20 protein-coding genes and 1 pseudogene are annotated in these 19,666 nt (G+C 35.8%); 15 read left to right on the top strand and 6 right to left on the bottom strand.

The window, feature by feature from the left end:
* Positions 1-60: 60 nt before the first annotated feature.
* Positions 61-660 carry a histidine kinase gene (locus ACXVYO_RS08395; protein ID WP_458466653.1) on the bottom strand — a complete coding sequence of 200 codons (600 nt, stop codon included), beginning with the start codon at positions 658-660 and terminating at the stop codon, positions 61-63.
* Between the two features lie 174 nt (positions 661-834).
* Here ACXVYO_RS08395 and ACXVYO_RS08390 point away from each other — a divergent pair, with 174 nt between their 5' ends.
* The 3 genes from ACXVYO_RS08390 to ACXVYO_RS08380 all read left to right on the top strand — a co-directional run bounded on the left by ACXVYO_RS08390 (position 835) and on the right by ACXVYO_RS08380 (position 3,340).
* Positions 835-1,401 carry an ABC transporter permease gene (locus tag ACXVYO_RS08390; RefSeq protein ID WP_458466652.1) on the top strand — a complete coding sequence of 189 codons (567 nt, stop codon included), beginning with the start codon at positions 835-837 and terminating at the stop codon, positions 1,399-1,401.
* Between the two features lie 90 nt (positions 1,402-1,491).
* Entirely contained in the window at positions 1,492-2,403 is a 912-nt protein-coding gene (locus ACXVYO_RS08385; RefSeq protein ID WP_458466651.1) for an ATP-binding cassette domain-containing protein, read from the top strand.
* Positions 2,396-3,340 (top strand): ABC transporter permease, encoded by a 945-nt coding sequence (locus ACXVYO_RS08380; RefSeq protein ID WP_458466650.1) that lies wholly within the window; start codon positions 2,396-2,398, stop codon positions 3,338-3,340. The genes ACXVYO_RS08385 and ACXVYO_RS08380 overlap by 8 nt, the downstream gene beginning before the upstream one ends.
* Before the next feature lie 40 nt (positions 3,341-3,380).
* On the opposite strand, the gene ACXVYO_RS08375 is transcribed toward ACXVYO_RS08380, so the two are convergent.
* Positions 3,381-4,526: a M20 peptidase aminoacylase family protein gene (locus tag ACXVYO_RS08375; RefSeq protein ID WP_458466649.1), complete on the bottom strand. Its 1,146-nt coding sequence runs from the start codon at positions 4,524-4,526 to the stop codon at positions 3,381-3,383.
* Between the two features lie 449 nt (positions 4,527-4,975).
* On the opposite strand from ACXVYO_RS08375, the gene tnpB reads away from it, so the two are divergent.
* Complete coding sequence (gene tnpB / locus ACXVYO_RS08370; protein ID WP_458466648.1) at positions 4,976-6,103, top strand: IS200/IS605 family element RNA-guided endonuclease TnpB; 1,128 nt, start codon at positions 4,976-4,978, stop codon at positions 6,101-6,103.
* A gap of 74 nt (positions 6,104-6,177) precedes the next feature.
* Here the strand turns inward: tnpB and ACXVYO_RS08365 are convergent, their stop codons facing one another.
* Complete coding sequence (locus ACXVYO_RS08365; protein ID WP_458466647.1) at positions 6,178-7,086, bottom strand: EamA family transporter; 909 nt, start codon at positions 7,084-7,086, stop codon at positions 6,178-6,180.
* A gap of 326 nt (positions 7,087-7,412) precedes the next feature.
* On the opposite strand from ACXVYO_RS08365, the pseudogene ACXVYO_RS08360 reads away from it, so the two are divergent.
* From ACXVYO_RS08360 to ACXVYO_RS08350, 3 genes and pseudogenes are all read left to right on the top strand, one after another.
* Positions 7,413-7,556 (top strand): annotated as a pseudogene (locus ACXVYO_RS08360) (peptidase T).
* Between the two features lie 16 nt (positions 7,557-7,572).
* The gene (gene ccdA / locus ACXVYO_RS08355) at positions 7,573-8,280 is read left to right on the top strand and encodes a cytochrome c-type biogenesis protein CcdA (RefSeq protein ID WP_097844375.1); all 708 of its coding nucleotides are present in this window, start codon (positions 7,573-7,575) and stop codon (positions 8,278-8,280) included.
* Positions 8,281-8,370: 90 nt separating this feature from the next.
* Complete coding sequence (locus ACXVYO_RS08350) at positions 8,371-8,877, top strand: CcdC family protein (RefSeq protein ID WP_375811993.1); 507 nt, start codon at positions 8,371-8,373, stop codon at positions 8,875-8,877.
* A gap of 128 nt (positions 8,878-9,005) precedes the next feature.
* Here ACXVYO_RS08350 and ACXVYO_RS08345 read toward each other — a convergent pair whose 3' ends face one another.
* Positions 9,006-9,437 carry a DUF2621 domain-containing protein gene (locus tag ACXVYO_RS08345; protein WP_000889382.1) on the bottom strand — a complete coding sequence of 144 codons (432 nt, stop codon included), beginning with the start codon at positions 9,435-9,437 and terminating at the stop codon, positions 9,006-9,008.
* Positions 9,438-9,540: 103 nt separating this feature from the next.
* Positions 9,541-9,837: a hypothetical protein gene (locus tag ACXVYO_RS08340; RefSeq protein WP_063262435.1), complete on the bottom strand. Its 297-nt coding sequence runs from the start codon at positions 9,835-9,837 to the stop codon at positions 9,541-9,543.
* 245 nt (positions 9,838-10,082) lie between these two features.
* Between ACXVYO_RS08340 and ACXVYO_RS08335 the strand changes: the two genes are divergently transcribed.
* Together ACXVYO_RS08335 and ACXVYO_RS08330 are read left to right on the top strand one after the other, a co-directional pair.
* Positions 10,083-10,670 carry an AAA family ATPase gene (locus tag ACXVYO_RS08335; protein WP_458466646.1) on the top strand — a complete coding sequence of 196 codons (588 nt, stop codon included), beginning with the start codon at positions 10,083-10,085 and terminating at the stop codon, positions 10,668-10,670.
* Positions 10,667-11,239 carry a DJ-1/PfpI family protein gene (locus ACXVYO_RS08330; RefSeq protein ID WP_458466645.1) on the top strand — a complete coding sequence of 191 codons (573 nt, stop codon included), beginning with the start codon at positions 10,667-10,669 and terminating at the stop codon, positions 11,237-11,239. The genes ACXVYO_RS08335 and ACXVYO_RS08330 overlap by 4 nt, the downstream gene beginning before the upstream one ends.
* Before the next feature lie 13 nt (positions 11,240-11,252).
* On the opposite strand, the gene ACXVYO_RS08325 is transcribed toward ACXVYO_RS08330, so the two are convergent.
* Positions 11,253-12,200 carry a class I SAM-dependent methyltransferase gene (locus ACXVYO_RS08325; RefSeq protein ID WP_458466644.1) on the bottom strand — a complete coding sequence of 316 codons (948 nt, stop codon included), beginning with the start codon at positions 12,198-12,200 and terminating at the stop codon, positions 11,253-11,255.
* Between the two features lie 194 nt (positions 12,201-12,394).
* Between ACXVYO_RS08325 and hutP the strand changes: the two genes are divergently transcribed.
* From hutP to ACXVYO_RS08295, 6 genes are all read left to right on the top strand, one after another.
* Positions 12,395-12,835 carry a hut operon transcriptional regulator HutP gene (hutP, locus tag ACXVYO_RS08320; RefSeq protein WP_000926516.1) on the top strand — a complete coding sequence of 147 codons (441 nt, stop codon included), beginning with the start codon at positions 12,395-12,397 and terminating at the stop codon, positions 12,833-12,835.
* A gap of 104 nt (positions 12,836-12,939) precedes the next feature.
* Positions 12,940-14,457, top strand: a complete 1,518-nt coding sequence (gene hutH / locus ACXVYO_RS08315; protein ID WP_000631839.1) for a histidine ammonia-lyase — start codon at positions 12,940-12,942, stop codon at positions 14,455-14,457.
* Positions 14,458-14,480: 23 nt separating this feature from the next.
* A complete protein-coding gene (hutU, locus tag ACXVYO_RS08310; protein ID WP_029439737.1) occupies positions 14,481-16,139 on the top strand; it encodes a urocanate hydratase in 1,659 nt (552 codons plus the stop codon).
* Between the two features lie 12 nt (positions 16,140-16,151).
* Positions 16,152-17,423 carry an imidazolonepropionase gene (gene hutI, locus ACXVYO_RS08305; RefSeq protein ID WP_000887557.1) on the top strand — a complete coding sequence of 424 codons (1,272 nt, stop codon included), beginning with the start codon at positions 16,152-16,154 and terminating at the stop codon, positions 17,421-17,423.
* Positions 17,402-18,373, top strand: coding sequence for a formimidoylglutamase (gene hutG / locus ACXVYO_RS08300; protein ID WP_060631858.1), 972 nt, complete (start codon positions 17,402-17,404; stop codon positions 18,371-18,373). The genes hutI and hutG overlap by 22 nt, the downstream gene beginning before the upstream one ends.
* Before the next feature lie 281 nt (positions 18,374-18,654).
* Positions 18,655-19,116: a CarD family transcriptional regulator gene (locus ACXVYO_RS08295; protein WP_458466713.1), complete on the top strand. Its 462-nt coding sequence runs from the start codon at positions 18,655-18,657 to the stop codon at positions 19,114-19,116.
* The last annotated feature ends 550 nt before the right edge of the window (positions 19,117-19,666 follow it).

The raw sequence follows: 19,666 nt of genomic DNA, 5'->3' as shown, positions 1-19,666 counted from the left end.
ATTTAAAAGTACACCTCATTAAACACTAAAGCGGAAATGCAATACTATTGCATTTCCGCTTTAGTTTGCTTTTTTTAGTTCTATACTAAAGAGATAAACATGTTCATTTTCTTGTAATAGTTGGTCAATAGCGGTTTTTTCCTCAAGCATTGGAACTCTTACCGTTTCTTTATTCGTTTTTATTATAGCCGCTAAAGTCGTTTTTTGATTATATTTTAAGTTTATAGCAGATTGAAGAGTAGTAGATGAAGAGCTATTTATACTTGGAGGTGCTTCTTCAGGAACGAGCATGGAACTACCTTCAATATTAACATACCAGTGTTTTTGCGCTTGTATATCTTTATCGAGTTGGGATTGAGGTGGTAAAAAAGAAAGCTTTACTTTCTTTTTTGGAAAATGTGAGGTAGCTGTATTCACAATTTCGTTTGTTTTTTTACCATTTTGATAATAATCAATCGTAGCATGTATTTCATCTTTTTCATTTTTAAGTGTAACGCTATAAAACATGCTGTTTCCTTCTTGGAAAGGGGTCATTTGTAAAATAGAAGATTGCTCTTCTGTTAATTTGTATGGCTCAACAATGGCAATCTCATTGTTTTTAAGTGGGCTACAACTTGTGAGAAATAATAAAAACAAGATTGATAGTAATTTTGTACGCATGCAATCCCCTCCTTTTTACAATTATATTCTTAATATGATTTTTTCACCATTTTATTTTCTAGGACTAAAGACTTAGAACAAATTCAGATTGTAGTGCGATGTTTAAAATGTCATATTTTTATACACTTGTAGTATAGAATGAGTTTGTTATGAAGTAAGGTAGGGGAAGAACATATGTCTTTATGTCAGTTAGTGAGAAAAAATATAAGAACATTTGCTGCCAAAAGGATGAAGCAATTTATGTGGGTTGCTATGAGTACTATGATTTTATTTTTTATGATATCGCTTCAATTTAATGAAGTAGTTGTTGAGGAATTAGGGATTACATTTTTATTTCAAATGTGTTTTTACACGCTGTTTCTTATATTCATTTTTATATGTACTTTCACTACATATAAAATAACGTTTTCTCTTCTGCAAGTGAGGAAAGAGGAAATTAAATCTTATGTAGCAGAGAATAGGAGCGCACTATGTTTATTATGTCAGGAGCAATTATTTATTTATGGAGCAGCGTTTGTTTTTGGATTAGTTAATGGGATGTTATTTTTGAAATTATTTACGATTATCTTTATGAAAATAGCAGGAATACAAGGGATAAATAGTGCACCGATTACAATATATGCAATAGTAGTTGTTAGTATAATTATGATTGTTATTGTCCTATTATCGATGATGCAATGTTTTCGATTTGTTCAAAGTATACAAGATAAAAATTCGTTTCATTTCAAGGAAAAGGCATGAGAAATCATGCCTTTTCCTATTTTACACATAAAAATAATCATGTTACAGTGTAAAGACCTGACAAAGAATGGGAAGGAAAGGTTGTATAGAATGACAAATGAACAATCGATTGTAAAGGTTGAGCGATTAACGAAGCGAATCGGTTCAAAGACACTTGTAGAAAATATTAGTTTCGAAGTTAAAAAAGGTGAAGTAGTTGGTTTGCTCGGACCAAATGGTGCTGGAAAAACGACTTTAATGAGAATGATGGTCGGCATGATTCGTATGACAGAGGGAGAAGTTTGGATTGACGACCAATCTGTAAAACAGCAATTTGAAAGTACGGCTTCGAAAATTGGAGCAGTAATTGAGACACCGGAATTTTATCCATTTTTGAGCGGCTATGAAAATTTAACATATTTCGGACGGATGAATGGCAATGTGACAGAAGAACGTATCGATGAAGTAGTGAAATTGTTAGGAATGGAACAAGTAATTGACCGCAAAGTAAAAGCATATTCACTCGGCATGAGACAACGTTTAGGAATTGCTCAAGCGCTTATTCACGATCCAGATGTATTGATATTAGATGAACCAACGAATGGATTAGACCCTAGTGGAATACATGAAATGAGAATGTACATAAAGAAAATTGCACATGAACAAGGAAAAGCGGTACTTGTATCTAGTCACTTACTTTCAGAAGTTGAATTAATGTGTGACAGAGTTATCATTATTCAACACGGAGAATATGTCGCGACGCAAAATATTCAGCATAATCAAAGTGAAGAGATGGAAACAATCCGTATACGTGTAGATGATGCGAGTAAAGCGGCAGAAATGCTAGACCAAGATGTTTTAATAAAAGGAAATGATTTACTTATTAATGTAAAAGATGAAGAAATCCCAAATGTTATTCGTACATTGCTTGAGAAAAACATTCAAGTATATCGTGTATATGAAGAAAGAAAAACGTTAGAAGAGCAATTTTTAGAATTAACAGGGGGAAAAGATATTGTTTAATTTAGTGTATAACGAACTGTATAAAATATTTAAGCGAAAGCGAACGATTATTCCATTTGCAGTTATTGCAGTATTAATAATTGGATTAGGATGGGTTACGGTAAAGTATCTAGAACCAGAAACAAAAGGATGGAAAGCCGATTATACAGAACGAACTGTAGAAATTGAGAAAAAACTAGGCATGAAAAAAGAAGCTATTTTAGCAGAAAGATCTGGAGATGAGCTTGTAAAGGAATATCAGCTGAAGATGAAGTATTTGGATACAGATACAGCACCAGCAAGCAGCTCTCCGCTTTCTTTCATGAGAGATACAGGTTTTATCGTATTTCCAATATTGCTCCCATTTATCCTCGTGTATGCAAGTACAATTTTTGCGAATGAATATAGCTGGGGAACATATAAATTTTTAACGATACGACCAGCAAGTCGATTTAAAATTTTGACAGCTAAATTTTTAGCAATCGTGATATTTGCAGCATTATTGTTTATATTTGATATGATTTTCTCCACATTATGTGGGCTTGTTATTTATAAATTCCAGCAGCCTGCATGGAGTGAGTTTATTTTCCAAGACGGAAATATTATAAAACAAAATATTTTTGTAGAAGCTAGTAAGTATTATATTTTATCGTGGTTGCCGACCATTGTGTATGCAGCATTTGCATTTATGATTTCTGTGTTAACAAGATCTAGCGGAGGTGCGATTGGTATTTCACTATTTCTTGCTTTATCAGGAAACATTGCATTACTAGCAGCAACTAGATATGATTGGGCGAAATATTTATTGCCAGCAAACACAGATTTATATAGTATTGCAAAGAATGGAAGTTTTATTGATGGAGTAACGTTCCCGTTTGCTTCATGTATGTTATTCCTATATTTATTTGTATTTTTAAGCATTTCCTATACCGTATTTTTAAAACGTGATTTAACTTAATAAAAAAGGAGCCGTTAAGTATCTCTTAACAGCTCTTTTTTTATGCAAAGTGTTTGAGTGCTTTTTCAGCTAACAAAGCGAAGTATTCTGCACTTATAGGTAATGCTCGTTCGTCTACTGTAAAAGCGGGATGATGCCATTCATGTGTACCACTCGTTCCCATAAAGACGAATGAACCAGGTATTTCTTGTTGATAAAAAGAAAAATCTTCTCCGGCCATTGACGGGGTAGGAGAGATGATATTTAAATTCATTGTTTCTGCAACTTGAGTCGATAAGTTTGTTAGAAATGTATCGTTATGAACAGCAGGAGGCCCTGCATAAAAACGAAATTCTGTTTTTACACCTAATGCATCAGAAACCCCTTGAATAATACGTCTCATTAGTGCAGGGATTTTTTCACGTGTTTCCGTTTGGAATGTACGTACAGTGCCTTCCAGTGTTGCTTGTTCAGGAATAACATTCCACGTATTTCCTGAATGGATGTTTGTAACACTAACGACTGCATTATGAGAGGAACTTATATTCCGGCTTACAATTGTTTGGAGTGCCATAACAATTTGAGAGGACGCGACAATAGGGTCTACCCCAGCATCTGGTACAGCTGCATGTGTACCAACTCCGTGAATTTCAATTTCAAATCGATCAACTCCGGCCATGAGTGGACCATCTTTAATACCGATTGTACCTACTGGTAGATCAGGTTTATTATGCATACCGAAAATAGCTTGCACATCACGTAAATGTCCGGCTTCAATTACTTTGCAAGCACCATCGCTACTTTCTTCAGCTGGCTGGAATATAAAGCGTACCGTTCCGCTAAGAGAAGATTCTTTTTCTTTTAATAAATAAGCGGCACCTATAATAGCAGCTGTATGAAAATCATGACCGCAAGCATGCATCTTGCCGTGAATTTTTGAAGCGTACGGCAGATTTGTTTCTTCTTGAATAGGAAGGGCATCAATATCAGCACGGATCGCTATAATCGGTCCGCTATGATTCCCTGAAATTTCAGCAATAACGCCTGTTTCTAAACTAGAATGTATAATCGTAATGTTTTTTTCTTCTAACCAATTCTTTATAGCTTTCGTCGTTTCAAATTCTTCGTATGATAATTCTGGATGCTCATGCAAATTTCGACGAATAGAAATGAGTGCCTCCGTTAATTGTTCTAGATTTGCTGCCACTTATCATGCCCTCTTTCTTAAATGAAGTATTTACATTAAGTATACAATAAGAAAGGAGAGGATTCTCAAATGAAAATCCTCTCCCGTTTTATCATTTCCCAACAGAAAACTCCCACCTCAAGGAATGGGTAGGACATGTTCCAATGAGTAGGTGGGAGCTGAATGACGGTTAGGCAACAGCCTAAAGGTTCTTCTTGGTGAAGAATCAGTATAAGGTACCGGTATCGTAATCAGTTCGTTCCTATAGAAAGAAAATGTTATAGCTCAGAGGAATTTTTAAATCTACGAAATTGTTTCATTTGTATTTTTTTGAAAGGGACAGAGGACTTTCGACAAAAAAGAAGAAATGATACGTGATCAGTATTTTTTGGTTATATCATGATATCGTTCCCATGCATATCATGAAAAATATTGTAAACAAATAAAAAAAGGAAGTGAGGTGAAAAGCGGTGCTTATCCATAAAGCGTATCAGTTTCGGATCTATCCTAGTGTAGAACAAAAAATAGCTATTACGAAAAAAATTGGTTGTTCACGATTTGTATTTAACTACTTTTTGGAAAAGTGGAATGATAGATATAAAGAAACAGGAAAAGGGTTATCTTATGGCACTTGTTCTTCGCAATTACCTACTCTCAAAAAAGAATTTATATGGCTAAAAGAAGTGGACAGTATCGCTCTTCAATCTTCTCTTCACAACCTTGCTGACTCGTATGCAAGATTCTTCAAAAAACAAAACAAAGCACCCCGGTTTAAATTGAAGAACAATAAAATCCAATCCTATACAACGAAACATACAAATGGAAACATTGCGATTATAGATAATAAATTGAAGTTACCGAAAATTGGTCTTGTCAAATTTGTCAAAAGTCGTGAGATAGAAGGACGAATTTTGAGTGCTACTGTCAGAAGGAATCCAAGTGGAAAATATTTTGTCTCGATTCTTGCTGAAGCAGAAGTACAAGAATTGCCGAAGACCGATTCCGCTGTTGGTATAGAAGTTGGGGTGAAAAACTTTGCTATTCTTTCAACGGGTGAGGTATTCGGTAATCCAAAATGGTCTCGGGTATTAGAAAAGAAACTCGCTCATGCCCAGCGTATTCTATCTAGACGTATAAAAGGCGGAGCGAATTGGCATAAACAGCGAATGAAAGTCGCTCGTATTCATGAACGAATCAAAAATGCAAGAACGGATTACTTGCAAAAACTCTCTACAAGGATCATCAAAAACCACGATGTGATTGGGATAGAAGATTTGCAAGTATCGAATATGTTACAGAATCACAAACTAGCGAAAGCGATTCAAGAAGTATCATGGTCACAATTCAAAGCGATGTTGTTGTATAAGGCATGCTGGTATGGGAAACAAGTGATTGTGGTGTCAAAAACATTCGCTAGTTCCCAAACTTGTTCGCATTGCGACTACAAAAATAAAGATGTGAAAAGCCTGAACCTGCGTGAATGGAAGTGTCCTTCTTGTGGTATGTATCATGATAGAGATGTGAACGCAGCGGAAAATCTGAGAAAAGAGGCCATAAGGCTCCTAACCGTAGGAATTACGGGGATTGCCTACTCATAAAACTGGGGGATACCTTAGTGTTCGTAGGAATCCCCCACTTCAAACAGCTCGTTAGAGTGTTAAGTGGGGGTAGTTCAAGCTGCCAATTTTTTGTGTGTATGATGTTTACGATAACGTCCACGCATTGTATAGGCAATTTGCGGGATTGCAATACCGATTAAAATAAGTGATACACCGAACCATTGTGAAGATAGCACAGCTTCTTTTAAAACGAATACAGACATAATTGTTGTAACCGGTAGTTCTGCTGCACCAAGAATAGTCGCTAAGCCAGAACCGATCTTTGGAATACCAATTGTAAAGGCAATAGAAGGAATAACGATACTAAATGTTCCTAATCCTAAACCGTATTTCCAAAGTCCTTCAGAAATTGCACCGCTAAAAATAAATGTTGGCGGGAATACGATCATTACTAAAGTTAAAGCGCCAGTCATTAAGAGAACACCGCGTGGTAATGAAGGTACTTCAACAGCAACTTTTCCGCTTACGAAAATGTATGTTGCGAATGTAACAGCAGATAATAAACCTAGTATGATTCCAGTCATATCGAAATCACCTGCTGATTTTTCTAGTAAACCACTTGATAAAAAAGTACCTGCAAGTAAGAAAATAACAGAAATCACCTTTTCTCTTGAAGGTAATGTTTTTGTTGCGACTGCTTCAATAATAATGCCGACCCAAACGAATTGGAATAAAAGTATAATTGCAATAGATGCTGGTACAGTTTTTAATGAAGCGTAATAAAAGATTCCAGTGAAACTTGCAGATGTACCTGCAACGAATAAAATTAACGCTTGTTTTAATGGAACACGATGTCTAGAAAATAGAAGTGTAATAGCAAGCAAAATAATCCAACCGAACAAATATTGGCTGCCAATTACCTCTCCAAGTGAAAATCCTTCTGCATAGGCAAGTTTAACAAAAATAGCTAAAATCCCATAACTACACGCTCCTAATAAAACTAAAAGAGAATAACGAAGCATGAAAAATTCCTCCCATCTATATGAAATTGTTCCTAACGGACATATATAACTAGAGGGAAGTATACAAAATTAAAAATGAAGGGTCAAATAAAAGAAAAGTGTGACATTTTATAGAATAATAATAAAAGTATGATATTTATGCATAATCTTGAAATTAATAATAATAGAAGTATTATAAAATCAGCTTTGTATTGTATAAAGATAGCATTTGAAAAAAATATTTTTTAATCAATATGTATGTAGACGTACTCATAACGTGCTAATCATTTGAGAAACTACGTTACCTTTGTTATGTTAATAACAATTAGAGAAGTTTCGTAGTTCAATTGAGATTTTTCTATATAATAGAAGGAAATGAAAACGTTTTTTTAGAAACTGTGTGAAAAGGTAGTTTCTCTTATTATCACGTTGGAAAAGTGATTTCACGAATTGTTCATAGTATTTTTATATGTTTTTGCTACAATATGTAAGGAGAGGAGTGGAACAATGCAAGATATTAGTATTTTTTTAGCGTTTGGCGCAGGTTTTTTATCATTTATTTCCCCGTGTTGCTTACCGCTTTATCCGGCATTTTTATCGTACATAACAGGTATGTCGGTTTCTGAGTTGAAAGAAGAAAATGCAATGCTTCGCAAGAGAAGTATGATACATACAGCGTTTTTCTTACTTGGATTTTCAATTATATTTATTGCAATTGGATTTGGTACAAGCTTTATCGGAGGTATCTTTACAGATTATAAAGATTTAATTAGACAGTTAGGTGGTATATTTATCATCGTGTTCGGTCTTATTATTGTCGGTGTGTTTAAACCGAAATTTTTAATGCAAGACCGCAAATTTACGTTTAAAAATCGTCCGAGTGGCTATTTGGGATCTGTTTTAATTGGATTGGCATTTGCTGCAGGATGGACACCTTGTACAGGACCTATTTTAGTATCTGTCATTGGATTAGCAGCAACGAACCCAGAATCAGCAATGATTTATATGATTGCATACATACTTGGATTTGCTATCCCATTTTTCGTGCTATCATTCTTTATTACGAAAATGTCTTGGATTAAAAGAAATAGTATGAAATTCATGAAAATCGGGGGATACGTTATGATTGTCATGGGTATCTTCCTATACTTTAACTGGATGACGAAAATTATCGTATATTTCTCAAGTTTATTTGGTGGTTTTACTGGTTTTTAGTATTATTCTGTGAAAATGTTGGAAATACTAACGGAAAAGCATATAATGAAAGTATATTTTGCATATAGCCACAAAAAAGGATGAGAAAATATGAACATAGTTGTTTTATCCAGTATCGTTGCTGTTTGTATGGCTGTTGGTGCGATGTTTATTCGTTTAAAAGCAGCTAAGAAACCTGCAACATTGAAAAAAATTATACTTCCACCATTTTTTATGAGTACGGGCGCATTGATGTATGTTTTTCCTGAATTTCGATTAACTCCAGCAGAAATGTTAGAAGCAATTGGTGTCGGTTTGATTTTCTCTATTTTTCTTATTAAAACATCTAAATTTGAAATTAGAGGACAAGAAATCTATTTGAAGCGTTCAAAAGCCTTTGTTTTTATATTAATTGGATTACTTGTCGTGCGAATTGTATTTAAAACATACTTAAGTCAATCGCTTGATTTAGGACAACTTAGTGGCATGTTCTTCTTACTGGCGTTCGCGATGATTGTGTCATGGAGAATTGCTATGTACCGTTCCTTTACGAAATTACAAAAGGAAATGGAAAAAGAAGATGGTTTTTATGATGAAAAAGATATGAAATTAACTTGAAGTATATATCTGTACAGAAAAAACAGCGTCAAAGACGCTGTTTTTTTTGATATTATTAATAATTTTTTGTTCCAATTTCAACTTATAAATTGTTTAGTCTTGCAGTTAACTTGTTTGAAAAATGAAGATTATTTTGCTAATAAAGTTTTATAATTCGAATAATCAATCTCTTTTTCTTGTAGTTTTTTTACTAAAAATTTATGATCACGCTTCGGTGTAGCAATAATATACCCTTTAATAATTAAATCTTGTGTAATTTGAGAGGCTTTTTCTTGTAATGCTAGTTCTCCGATTTTTCCAGCAATTTTTGATTTAGCAACATCACGAAATAGTTCTGGAACAGGACTTACGAGCTCTTCTAACAATTGTTTTTGTTCGTCATCCCATAAATGCCTAGTTTTATTAATATAGTGCTCTTCCCAATCTAAAATAGACATACCATCTTCTTTTGGTAGTCGTTTTAAAAATTTTCTGAACATAAAGTATCCACCGATAGACATGAGTCCTAATAAAATAACAGTCCATAGCACAATAAACCAACTGAACCATCCTTCGAGCAAGCGTATCCCCCCTTAATGATTGCGGTTTTCTTTTATTCATATTATAAACAGTGAGATTCATAGAAAGCAAGAACGCTTGGTCATTTTGACCAAGCGTTATCATTTAAACGAAGTATAGTTGTTCCACACATAAATTGTTACTATCATCTTCTACATATTCAATGATTAATGTGCCAACTTTACGATCTTTATCTTCAGTTGTGAAAATAGAGTAAGAAGTAAAACGTGCTGTTGATAGCCCGCTTATATGTGTAGGTAAAGAAATGTAGTCGTTATCGCGGAAGAATTCCATCAGTTCAATATCCTCAAATTCTTTTCGGTCAACTTGCTTGTTTGTATAGCGGCGTTGAAGTTGTTTTAAAGACTCATTCCAAGAAATTGCTTTTGTATCGTATACCATTGTTCTATCTCCTTACTGTATGTAATCATTAAGAACATACGTTCTAAACTAGTATACTCTTTTTATTAGAAAAGGGAAAGCAAAAAATAATGTAAGCTTGGATTTCCAAGCTTACATTATTGATGCGTCCGTCATAATCTCTATGTTTTATTATAAGTTAGATAAGAATAAGAAACAAGATGATATATATATTGTTGATAGTATTGAAAATTCTGTATATTATAGACGTACTAAAGCGCAAGGGAATGAGAGGATTGGCATATGTAATTTCACTCCAAGGACCGATGGCAAGCGGAAAAACAACATTGGCTAAAAGGTTAGAGCGATGTGGATTTTCAGTTATATATGAAAATCCTTATCCAATTGTAGAAAAGCGAAAGCAATTAAATTTGGATATGAATTCAAAAGAAGGATTTATTATAAATCAAAAAATGTTTATGGAAGCAAAAATAAAGGAGTTTCAAAATGTGAAAGATTCAGTCGTGATTTTTGATCGTGGACCAGAAGACATCCTGTTCTATACACTTTTTTATCCAACGATTATAGGGAAAGAGTGGGATATAGAAGCTGAATTGAAAGATGAATTATATCGATTAAGAGAATGTCGTTCAGATGCGATTTTTTATTTAGATGTGACGAAAAAGAATGTATATGATAGAAAAAATAACGATAGGACAAGAAAACGAAGTACATTTGAAGAGCAATTTAAATTAGTAGAAACGGAAAAAGACTGGTATAAACAATTTCCTGTAACTTATGTGGACACGAATAGGTTAACAGTGGACGAATTAGAGATATATTTTATGAGATGCTTGAAGGAGAGAGGGTTATGAAAAAAATACTTTTATTCGTATATCCAACATTTGCGGAGTTTGAAATAACGGTAGCTACAGCATTACTGAAAAATAAATTTGAAATCATTACAGCGAGTGTAACAAAGGAATTGATTATAAGTGAAACAGGTTTGCAAGTGCAACCACATATAGAATTAAGTGAAGTGCGTGTAGAAGAATATGAGGGGATTATTATTCCAGGCGGAGATGCACTACATATGAAGGATGCCGAAGTACTCTTTACAGTCATTCGTCAATTTTATGAACAAGAAAAATTAGTAGCTGCTATTTGTGCTGGACCATATGCGCTAGCAAAAGCAGGCTTATTCAAAGCAGTCTCGTATACGGTGACTATGGATTATCAAAAATTAGATTGTTTTCCAGTGGAGAATTTTGTATATGAAGAGGTTGTGCAATACTCAAATATTATTACAGCGCAGGGGCATGCATTTGTACCATTTGGAATAGCGATTGCCTCTTATTTTGGAGTAGCAAATGAACATAATATAAATTTTTATGGTGGTAAGGGCAATGTGATGATGGAGAAACTTTTACCTGAGAATGTATAAAAGCTAGCATTTGCTAGCTTTTTTCTTTTTGACATCGATAAATGGCTAACGTTTTCGGATCGCGCCATATACCGTTATGAATTGCCAATTCATTTTCTACTTCTTCTTTTAGCCATTCCTTCATTTCGGCGTGAAGATATGTATTATCAGGTATATTTAACGACGGAAACATGCTAGAAATATAGTTTACAATCGGAGTAGCATGATGAAAAACGAGAGCATTATGAATAACTTCTTCTTCAACAGTTGGAAAAACAGACTGTAATATCTCTTTACCGTTTTCTAAACAAAATGGAGTGACTGAAGATGTTGTTTTCGGCAAATCAAATGCGTCTAACATGCGGTTACACATTTCAATGATACGAGGTAATGTAACGTTAGAATTTGTTGTCGCTAAAAGTGAGCCGCCTGGGCGAATTACTTTATGGAATCCTTGAATTGTTTTTTCGACATCTTTCATGTGATATAACATATGTCTTGCGACGATCCAGTCGTAGCAATTAGCTTCAAAAGGAAGATTACCAGCATCACCTAATCTCCATTCAATTATGCTATTCTTTATTGCAGCTTCAGAAAGCATCGTTTTCGATTGATCAAAACCGGTTAGTTGTCCTTTATGCCCGTTGGTTTGTAAAAGAGAAAGAAAATTCCCGTTAGCGCATCCAACCTCTAATATTTTTTCGTCTCCTTGAAGTTGTAAATGTTCCATGACGAGTTCATCTAAATTTACTTGTTTTTCTTCGTAATGTTTATGCGTATCGATACGAGTTTGTAAATGGTTGCTTACGTTGTATTGGCGTTTTACATCATTCATTTTTTCACATTCCACCTTCGTGCAAAATTGCTGAATCGCATGTGTTAATACGTCGGTTTTCTTTAAACCTTCATATCGAAGTGCAGATTCAAACCTTTCAAGTAATTTTTCTTCAATTCGAAAATGAATATCTTTTCGCTTCATCATTGAAATATCGCCCCTTTGCATCTGTTAGTGAGACTATAGCACGCCTGAAAACTTTGTGTGAATAATTTGTGTACACAAATGGAGGAGATGAAAAAAATGTTTGAATGTGAGTTTAAACTATTGACGATTTAACCGTTTTCATATATTCTTAAATTAAGAAATATTCAAATAATTAAAAGAAATGAGAGAGTCACATGCTTCTTCAAGGAACACATCGAATTGGTCGTATGGCCATGCTGTTGGCACTTGCGGATGAGAATGAAAGCCCTGTATTATCTATCCCGAAAGGTTGGAAGTATTGTACGGGGAAAGTGGGTTCGATGAATTCGCAAAAAGTTGTAGCAGCAATGGAAACAGCGGCTAAGAGCAACCAAGTTATTGAAACAGACGTTTACAGAGAAACACATGCACTTTATCATGCGATTATGGAAGCTTTGTACGGAGTGACGAGAGGTCAAATTCAGTTAGCAGACGTTCTTCGTACAGTAGGACTTCGATTTGCGATTGTGCGCGGTACACCATACGACGGAAAAAAAGAAGGCGAATGGGTTGCTGTTGCATTATATGGAACGATTGGTGCACCTGTAAAAGGATCTGAGCATGAGGCGATTGGTTTAGGAATTAATCACATATGATTTGCCCATAGTCTATTAGTTAGAAGGGGGCCTTACTTTTTTTAGGACAGAAGTCTGTCTTAAAAAGATAAGGTCCCCTTTTGCCTTTTTAAGGAGGAAAAAGAATGATTACGTTAACAGGACACACATTGACAATTGAAGAAATGAAGAGGTTGTTACTTGAAGGAGAAGGTGTAACAGCTTGTCCAAATAGTATGCAAAAGGTGGCAGAGTGCCGCGAAGTAGTTGAGAAAATTGTAGAGGACGGAAAAGTCGTTTACGGTATTACAACTGGATTTGGAAAGTTTAGTGACGTGCTTATTCAAAAAGATGATGTAAAAGCACTTCAACACAATTTAATTCAGTCACATGCATGCGGAATAGGCGATCCATTCCCTGAAGAAGTATCACGCGGTATGTTAATTTTACGAGCGAATACGATGCTTAAAGGAGTATCTGGCGTTAGACCGCTTGTTGTAAATATGCTTCTTGAGTTTGTAAATCGTAAAATTCACCCAGTCGTTCCGCAACAAGGTTCACTTGGTGCGAGTGGCGATTTAGCACCTTTATCTCATCTTGCGCTTGTATTACTAGGTGAAGGTGAAGTGTTCTATAAGGGGAAACGCGTTCATGCGATGGTGGCTCTTACAGAAGAAGGTCTTGAGCCGATTGAACTTGAAGCGAAAGAGGGGCTTGCATTAATCAATGGTACGCAGGCGATGACAGCGCAAGGAGTTCTTTCTTATATAGAAGCAGAAGCAACGGCTTATCAAGCTGAATTCATTGCTTCGATGACAATTGAGGGGTTACAAGGCATTATTGATGCATTTGATGAAAATGTTCATAAAGCACGTGGTTATAAAGAGCAAGTGGAAGTAGCGAGCAGAATTCGTGACATCCTTCACGATAGTAAATTAACAACAAAACAAGGAGAACTACGAGTACAGGATGCATATTCACTTCGCTGTATCCCGCAAGTACACGGTGCTTCTTGGCAAGTTTTAAATTATGTGAAAGAAAAATTAGAAATTGAAATGAATGCAGCAACAGATAATCCACTAATCTTTGATGGCGGAGAAAAAGTAATTTCGGGTGGGAATTTCCATGGTCAACCGATTGCGTTTGCGATGGACTTCTTAAAAGTAGGAATGGCGGAACTTGCAAATATTTCAGAGCGTCGTATTGAGCGTTTAGTAAATCCGCAATTAAATGATTTACCTCCGTTTTTAAGTCCAGAACCAGGACTTCAGTCAGGTGCAATGATTATGCAATACGCTGCAGCGTCACTAGTTTCTGAAAATAAAACGTTAGCACATCCGGCGAGTGTGGATTCAATCCCGTCATCAGCTAACCAAGAAGATCACGTAAGTATGGGAACAATCGCTTCACGCCATGCACATCAAATTATTCAAAACGTAAGACGTGTTCTTTCAATTGAGATGATTTGTGCAATGCAAGCAGCAGAATATCGAGGTATTGAAAACATGAGTACAGTGACGAAGAGCTTCTACCATCAAGGTCGTCAGCAAGTACCTTCTATTACTAATGACCGTATATTCTCAACGGATATTGAAAATATTGCGTATTGGTTAAAAACGAATTATTCGATAAAAGAAAGATTAGATGTAAACGCAGCACTATAAAATGAGAAAAGGGAGAGATTGAAATGGAAAAAGTAAAACAAACAATTCGCGCGCCAAGAGGTACTGAGTTACAAACGAAAGGGTGGGTTCAAGAAGCTGCACTTCGTATGTTAATGAACAATTTAGATCCTGAAGTTGCTGAAAAACCAGAAGAATTAGTTGTATATGGTGGAATTGGCCGTGCAGCTCGTAACTGGGAAAGCTATCAGGCGATTGTAGATTCATTAAAAACGTTAGAAAGCGATGAAACATTACTTGTTCAATCAGGAAAACCAGTTGCAATCTTTAAATCACATGAAGATGCACCTCGCGTACTTTTAGCGAACTCAAACTTAGTACCGAAGTGGGCGAACTGGGATCACTTCCGTGAACTAGAGAAAAAAGGTCTTATGATGTACGGACAAATGACAGCAGGTAGCTGGATTTATATTGGAACACAAGGTATTTTACAAGGAACATATGAAACGTTTGGAGAAGCGGCACGTCAACATTTCGATGGTTCATTAAAAGGTACATTAACACTTACTGCTGGTTTAGGTGGTATGGGTGGTGCACAACCTCTTGCTGTAACGATGAATGGTGGTGTTGTTATTGCTATTGACGTTGATAAGCGCAGCATCGATCGTCGTATTGAAAAGAGATACTGTGATATGTATACAGAATCGTTAGAAGAAGCGTTAACTGTTGCGAATGAGTATAAAGAGAAGAAAGAACCGATTTCTATAGGCTTATTAGGAAATGCGGCAGAGATTTTACCAGAACTAGTGAAACGTAATATTACGCCGGATTTAGTTACGGACCAAACATCTGCTCATGATCCATTAAACGGCTATATTCCAGTAGGTTACACGTTAGAAGAAGCAGCAAAACTTCGTGAAGAAGATCCAGAACGTTACGTACAATTATCAAAAGAAAGTATGACAAAACATGTGGAAGCAATGCTTGCGATGCAAGCAAAAGGTGCAATTACATTTGATTACGGAAATAACATTCGCCAAGTTGCTTTCGATGAAGGTTTGAAAAATGCATTCGATTTCCCAGGATTCGTTCCAGCATTTATCCGTCCATTATTCTGCGAAGGAAAAGGACCGTTCCGCTGGGTAGCACTTTCTGGTGATCCAGAAGATATTTATAAAACAGACGAAGTAATTTTACGTGAATTCGCTGACAATGAGCATTTATGTAACTGGATTCGTATGGCACGTCAGCAAGTTGAGTTCCAAGGTCTTCCATCACGTATTTGTTGGTTAGGTTACGGTGAGCGCGCGAAATTTGGTCGCATCATTAATGAAATGGTTGCAAATGGTGAATTATCAGCACCAATCGTTATCGGCCGCGACCATTTAGATTGTGGCTCAGTAGCATCTCCAAACCGTGAAACAGAAGCGATGAAAGACGGTAGTGATGCAGTAGCAGATTGGCCAATTTTAAATGCATTAATTAACAGTGTAAACGGTGCGAGTTGGGTATCTGTTCACCACGGTGGTGGCGTTGGTATGGGTTATTCACTTCACGCTGGAATGGTTATCGTTGCAGATGGAACAGAAGCAGCAGCAAAACGTATTGAGCGCGTATTAACTTCTGACCCTGGTATGGGGGTTGTTCGTCACGTTGATGCAGGATATGACTTAGCTGTGGAAACTGCGAAAGAAAAAGGCGTTAACATTCCAATGATGAAATAAGGAGGAGAAAACATGCTGGACACTTTACTAATAAATATCGGTCAATTACTAACAATGGATCAAGAAGATGGCTTGTTAAGACGGGAAGCGATGAACACACTTCCTGTTATCGAAAACGGTGTGGTTGGAATTGAAAACGGCGTAATTACTTTCGTTGGAACAGCGGAAGAAGCTAAAGGATTACAAGCGAAAGAAGTAATTGATTGCGGCGGGAAAATGGTTTCTCCTGGTCTTGTTGATCCGCATACTCACCTTGTATTTGGTGGATCTCGTGAAAATGAAATCGCACTAAAATTGCAAGGAGTTCCGTACTTAGAAATTTTAGAACAAGGCGGAGGTATTCTTTCAACTGTAAATGCAACGAAACAGGCGTCGAAAGAAGAACTTGTTCAAAAAGCGAAATTCCATTTAGACCGTATGCTATCTTTCGGAGTTACAACTGTAGAAGCGAAGAGTGGTTACGGATTGGATGATGAGACGGAATGGAAACAATTAGAGGCAACTGCACAATTACAAAAAGAGCATCCAATCGATTTAGTTTCTACATTTTTAGGTGCTCATGCAGTTCCGAAAGAGTATAAAGGTAGATCGAAAGAATTTTTACAATGGATGTTAGACCTACTACCAGAAATGAAAGAGAAGCAATTAGCTGAATTCGTTGATATTTTCTGCGAAACAGGCGTGTTCTCTGTCGAAGAGTCGAAAGAGTTTTTATTAAAAGCGAAAGAGCTTGGCTTTGATGTGAAAATTCATGCTGATGAAATTGACCCTCTTGGTGGTGCGGAAGCAGCGGCTGAAATTGGTGCAGCATCAGCGGACCATTTAGTTGGTGCTTCTGATAAAGGAATTGAAATGCTTGCAAACTCTAATACAGTAGCTACTTTATTACCAGGGACAACTTTCTATTTAAATAAAGAAAGCTTTGCTCGTGGACGTAAAATGATTGATGAAGGTGTTGCTGTTGCGTTAGCTACAGACTTTAACCCAGGTAGCTGTCCAACTGAAAACATTCAGCTTATTATGAGCATCGCAATGCTCAAGCTGAAAATGACACCAGAAGAAGTTTGGAACGCGGTAACAGTTAACTCTTCTTACGCAATTAATCGTGGGGACGTAGCTGGGAAAATTAGAGTTGGTCGCAAGGCAGATTTAGTTTTATGGGATGCTTACAATTATGCTTACGTACCGTATCATTACGGCGTAAGTCATGTAAATACAGTATGGAAGAATGGTAATATCGCATATACAAGAGGTGAACAATCGTGGAGCACGGCCACTATTTAAAGAAGAATGCAAAGTTTATCGATCGTGAAGTGACGAAATGGAGTGAAATGATTAAAGATTGGGAGGAAGGCGTGGAAATATTCGGTGCTGCCTTAATTGGAGCACCCCTTTCTAAACCATCTATTAGTCATTCAGGAGCGAGCTTTGCTCCAAAAACAATTCGTGCGATGTTAGATGCATATAGCACGTACGCAATTACAGAAGAACATGATATGAAGGAAAGTGTCTTATATGATTGCGGCGATATTACGATGCATGTGACGGATATAAAAGAAAGTCATAACCGAATTGCGAAAACAGTTGGTCATGTAACGAAAGTAAATCCGAACATGATACCAATCGTTCTTGGCGGGGATCACTCGATTAGTTTTCCAAGTATAACAGGATTTGCAAACAGTAAAGGAAAGGTCGGGATTATTCAATTTGATGCCCATCATGATTTACGTAATTTAGATGATGGTGGCCCATCAAATGGTACACCGTTCCGTAGTTTACTAGAAAATGGTGTCATTACAGGAAAACAACTCGTTCAAATCGGAATTCGCAATTTTTCAAATGCGCGAGCGTACCATGAATATGCAAAAGAACATGGCGTGACAGTGTATACAATGAAAGATGTACGAGAGCGAGAAATCAAAGATATTATGACGGAAAGTATTGAAGTATTAAGAAAGCAAGGTGTGACTTCTATTTACATTTCTCTTGATATGGATGTACTTGATCAAGCATTTGCACCAGGTTGTCCAGCAATTGGTCCTGGGGGAATGGATAGTACGACTTTACTTGATGCGATTGAATTTCTTGGTAAAGAACCGCTCGTTCAAGGGATGGATATTGTAGAGATTGATCCAACACTTGATTTTAGGGATATGACGAGTCGAGTAGCCGCGCAAGTGATTATGAGTTTCCTTTTAGCGAGAGAGACAGTCCGGAAGCAGGTTAGTATATAGGCGTGAAATTAATAGGGAATGTTTAACGATTCCGTATAAAAAACACATTACTACTTATATGTAGTAATGTGTTTTTATGTAAAAAGAGAAGGTGAAATTAGAATGTATATATGTGTGGAAAAGTTAATAAGATTGCGGGTTTTTAGTGATATTTTACGAATTTATTTTCTTAGTTCGAAAGGATTGACATGAAAAATAATTTTATGATAAAATAAAAATTTTGCTAAAAAAGAAATTGTGTGTTAAGATTGAGAAGGTTACCATATATGGAGGTGGATTATTTGTTTCAAATTGGCGATAACATTGTTTATCCAATGCACGGAGCAGGTATAATTAAAGCCGTAGAAGAGAAGGAAATCGCAGGAGAAAAACAACAGTATTATGTTATAAAAATGTCGGGTAGTAATATGGAAGTAATGATTCCGGCAGGGCGGATATTGAGCTCAAATATACGACCAGTCACGGATATAACGGCAATAGCACACATATTGGATATTTTTCAACATGGAGAATCTGATAGATTACTTACGTGGAAACAAAGGTATAAATTGAACACTGATAAAATAAAGACGGGTAAAATACAAGAAGGTGCTGAAGTTGTACGTGATTTATTACGTATGCAGAAAGAAAAAGCACTTAATGCAAGCGAAAAGAAAATGTTAGATAACGCACACGAATTATTGATTAGTGAACTGGGATTAATTGAAGGTATCACAGAAAGTCAAATAAAAAGCTTTTGTTAAGATTCATTAAAAATAATGTATTACATCCCAAAAAAGATTTTGAATTTTTTGGGAACATAATTATAGAAAATTAATCATTTCAAAGACATTCAACTCTTTCAAACCTCTTTTAGAGCATTAACCTCTTTTGTTATTACTACAATCAAATCCATTTTTATTTTTTAATTCTTTATGAATGTTCGAAGTTTAATTAAATACTTCGATAGAATAGTTACTTGATTTTTGCAATCCTGATTCACACTGGCACGGACGAGGAGCCGTAAGGATGAAAGAGAGGTAGGGCTTTCATTGTTTTAGGTTTATAAGTTATTATTTTTAGAAGAATACTGAACCACTCTCACTTCTACTGCTAAGGAATTTTTTATATGTGAAGAGATAATAATAGTTTATATTCTTTATATAAAAGAGATAAACAAATTGACAACCATATATGTTCAACTAAAAAGGTTTCCTACTAAGGAAACCTTTTTTAGTTTATTTATAGCATTCTATTTGTTTGATATTCGAATATTTTGTGTTTAAAGCGTATAAATTGACGTTACTATCTAAA

The sequence above is a fragment of the Bacillus sp. BC08 genome (assembly GCF_054326875.1).
This window is presented reverse-complemented; position numbering and strand designations above follow the sequence as displayed.

What these genes read in the sequence shown, in the direction of transcription:
- ACXVYO_RS08395 (WP_458466653.1), bottom strand. Translation starts at nt 660, where the DNA reads ATGCGTACAAAATTACTATCAATCTTGTTTTTATTATTTCTCACAAGT.
- ACXVYO_RS08390 (WP_458466652.1), top strand. Translation starts at nt 835, where the DNA reads ATGTCTTTATGTCAGTTAGTGAGAAAAAATATAAGAACATTTGCTGCC.
- ACXVYO_RS08385 (WP_458466651.1), top strand. Translation starts at nt 1,492, where the DNA reads ATGACAAATGAACAATCGATTGTAAAGGTTGAGCGATTAACGAAGCGA.
- ACXVYO_RS08365 (WP_458466647.1), bottom strand. Translation starts at nt 7,086, where the DNA reads ATGCTTCGTTATTCTCTTTTAGTTTTATTAGGAGCGTGTAGTTATGGG.
- ccdA (WP_097844375.1), top strand. Translation starts at nt 7,573, where the DNA reads ATGCAAGATATTAGTATTTTTTTAGCGTTTGGCGCAGGTTTTTTATCA.
- ACXVYO_RS08350 (WP_375811993.1), top strand. Translation starts at nt 8,371, where the DNA reads ATGAACATAGTTGTTTTATCCAGTATCGTTGCTGTTTGTATGGCTGTT.
- ACXVYO_RS08340 (WP_063262435.1), bottom strand. Translation starts at nt 9,837, where the DNA reads ATGGTATACGATACAAAAGCAATTTCTTGGAATGAGTCTTTAAAACAA.
- ACXVYO_RS08335 (WP_458466646.1), top strand. Translation starts at nt 10,083, where the DNA reads ATGAGAGGATTGGCATATGTAATTTCACTCCAAGGACCGATGGCAAGC.
- ACXVYO_RS08330 (WP_458466645.1), top strand. Translation starts at nt 10,667, where the DNA reads ATGAAAAAAATACTTTTATTCGTATATCCAACATTTGCGGAGTTTGAA.
- ACXVYO_RS08325 (WP_458466644.1), bottom strand. Translation starts at nt 12,200, where the DNA reads ATGATGAAGCGAAAAGATATTCATTTTCGAATTGAAGAAAAATTACTT.
- hutP (WP_000926516.1), top strand. Translation starts at nt 12,395, where the DNA reads ATGCTTCTTCAAGGAACACATCGAATTGGTCGTATGGCCATGCTGTTG.
- hutH (WP_000631839.1), top strand. Translation starts at nt 12,940, where the DNA reads ATGATTACGTTAACAGGACACACATTGACAATTGAAGAAATGAAGAGG.
- hutU (WP_029439737.1), top strand. Translation starts at nt 14,481, where the DNA reads ATGGAAAAAGTAAAACAAACAATTCGCGCGCCAAGAGGTACTGAGTTA.
- hutI (WP_000887557.1), top strand. Translation starts at nt 16,152, where the DNA reads ATGCTGGACACTTTACTAATAAATATCGGTCAATTACTAACAATGGAT.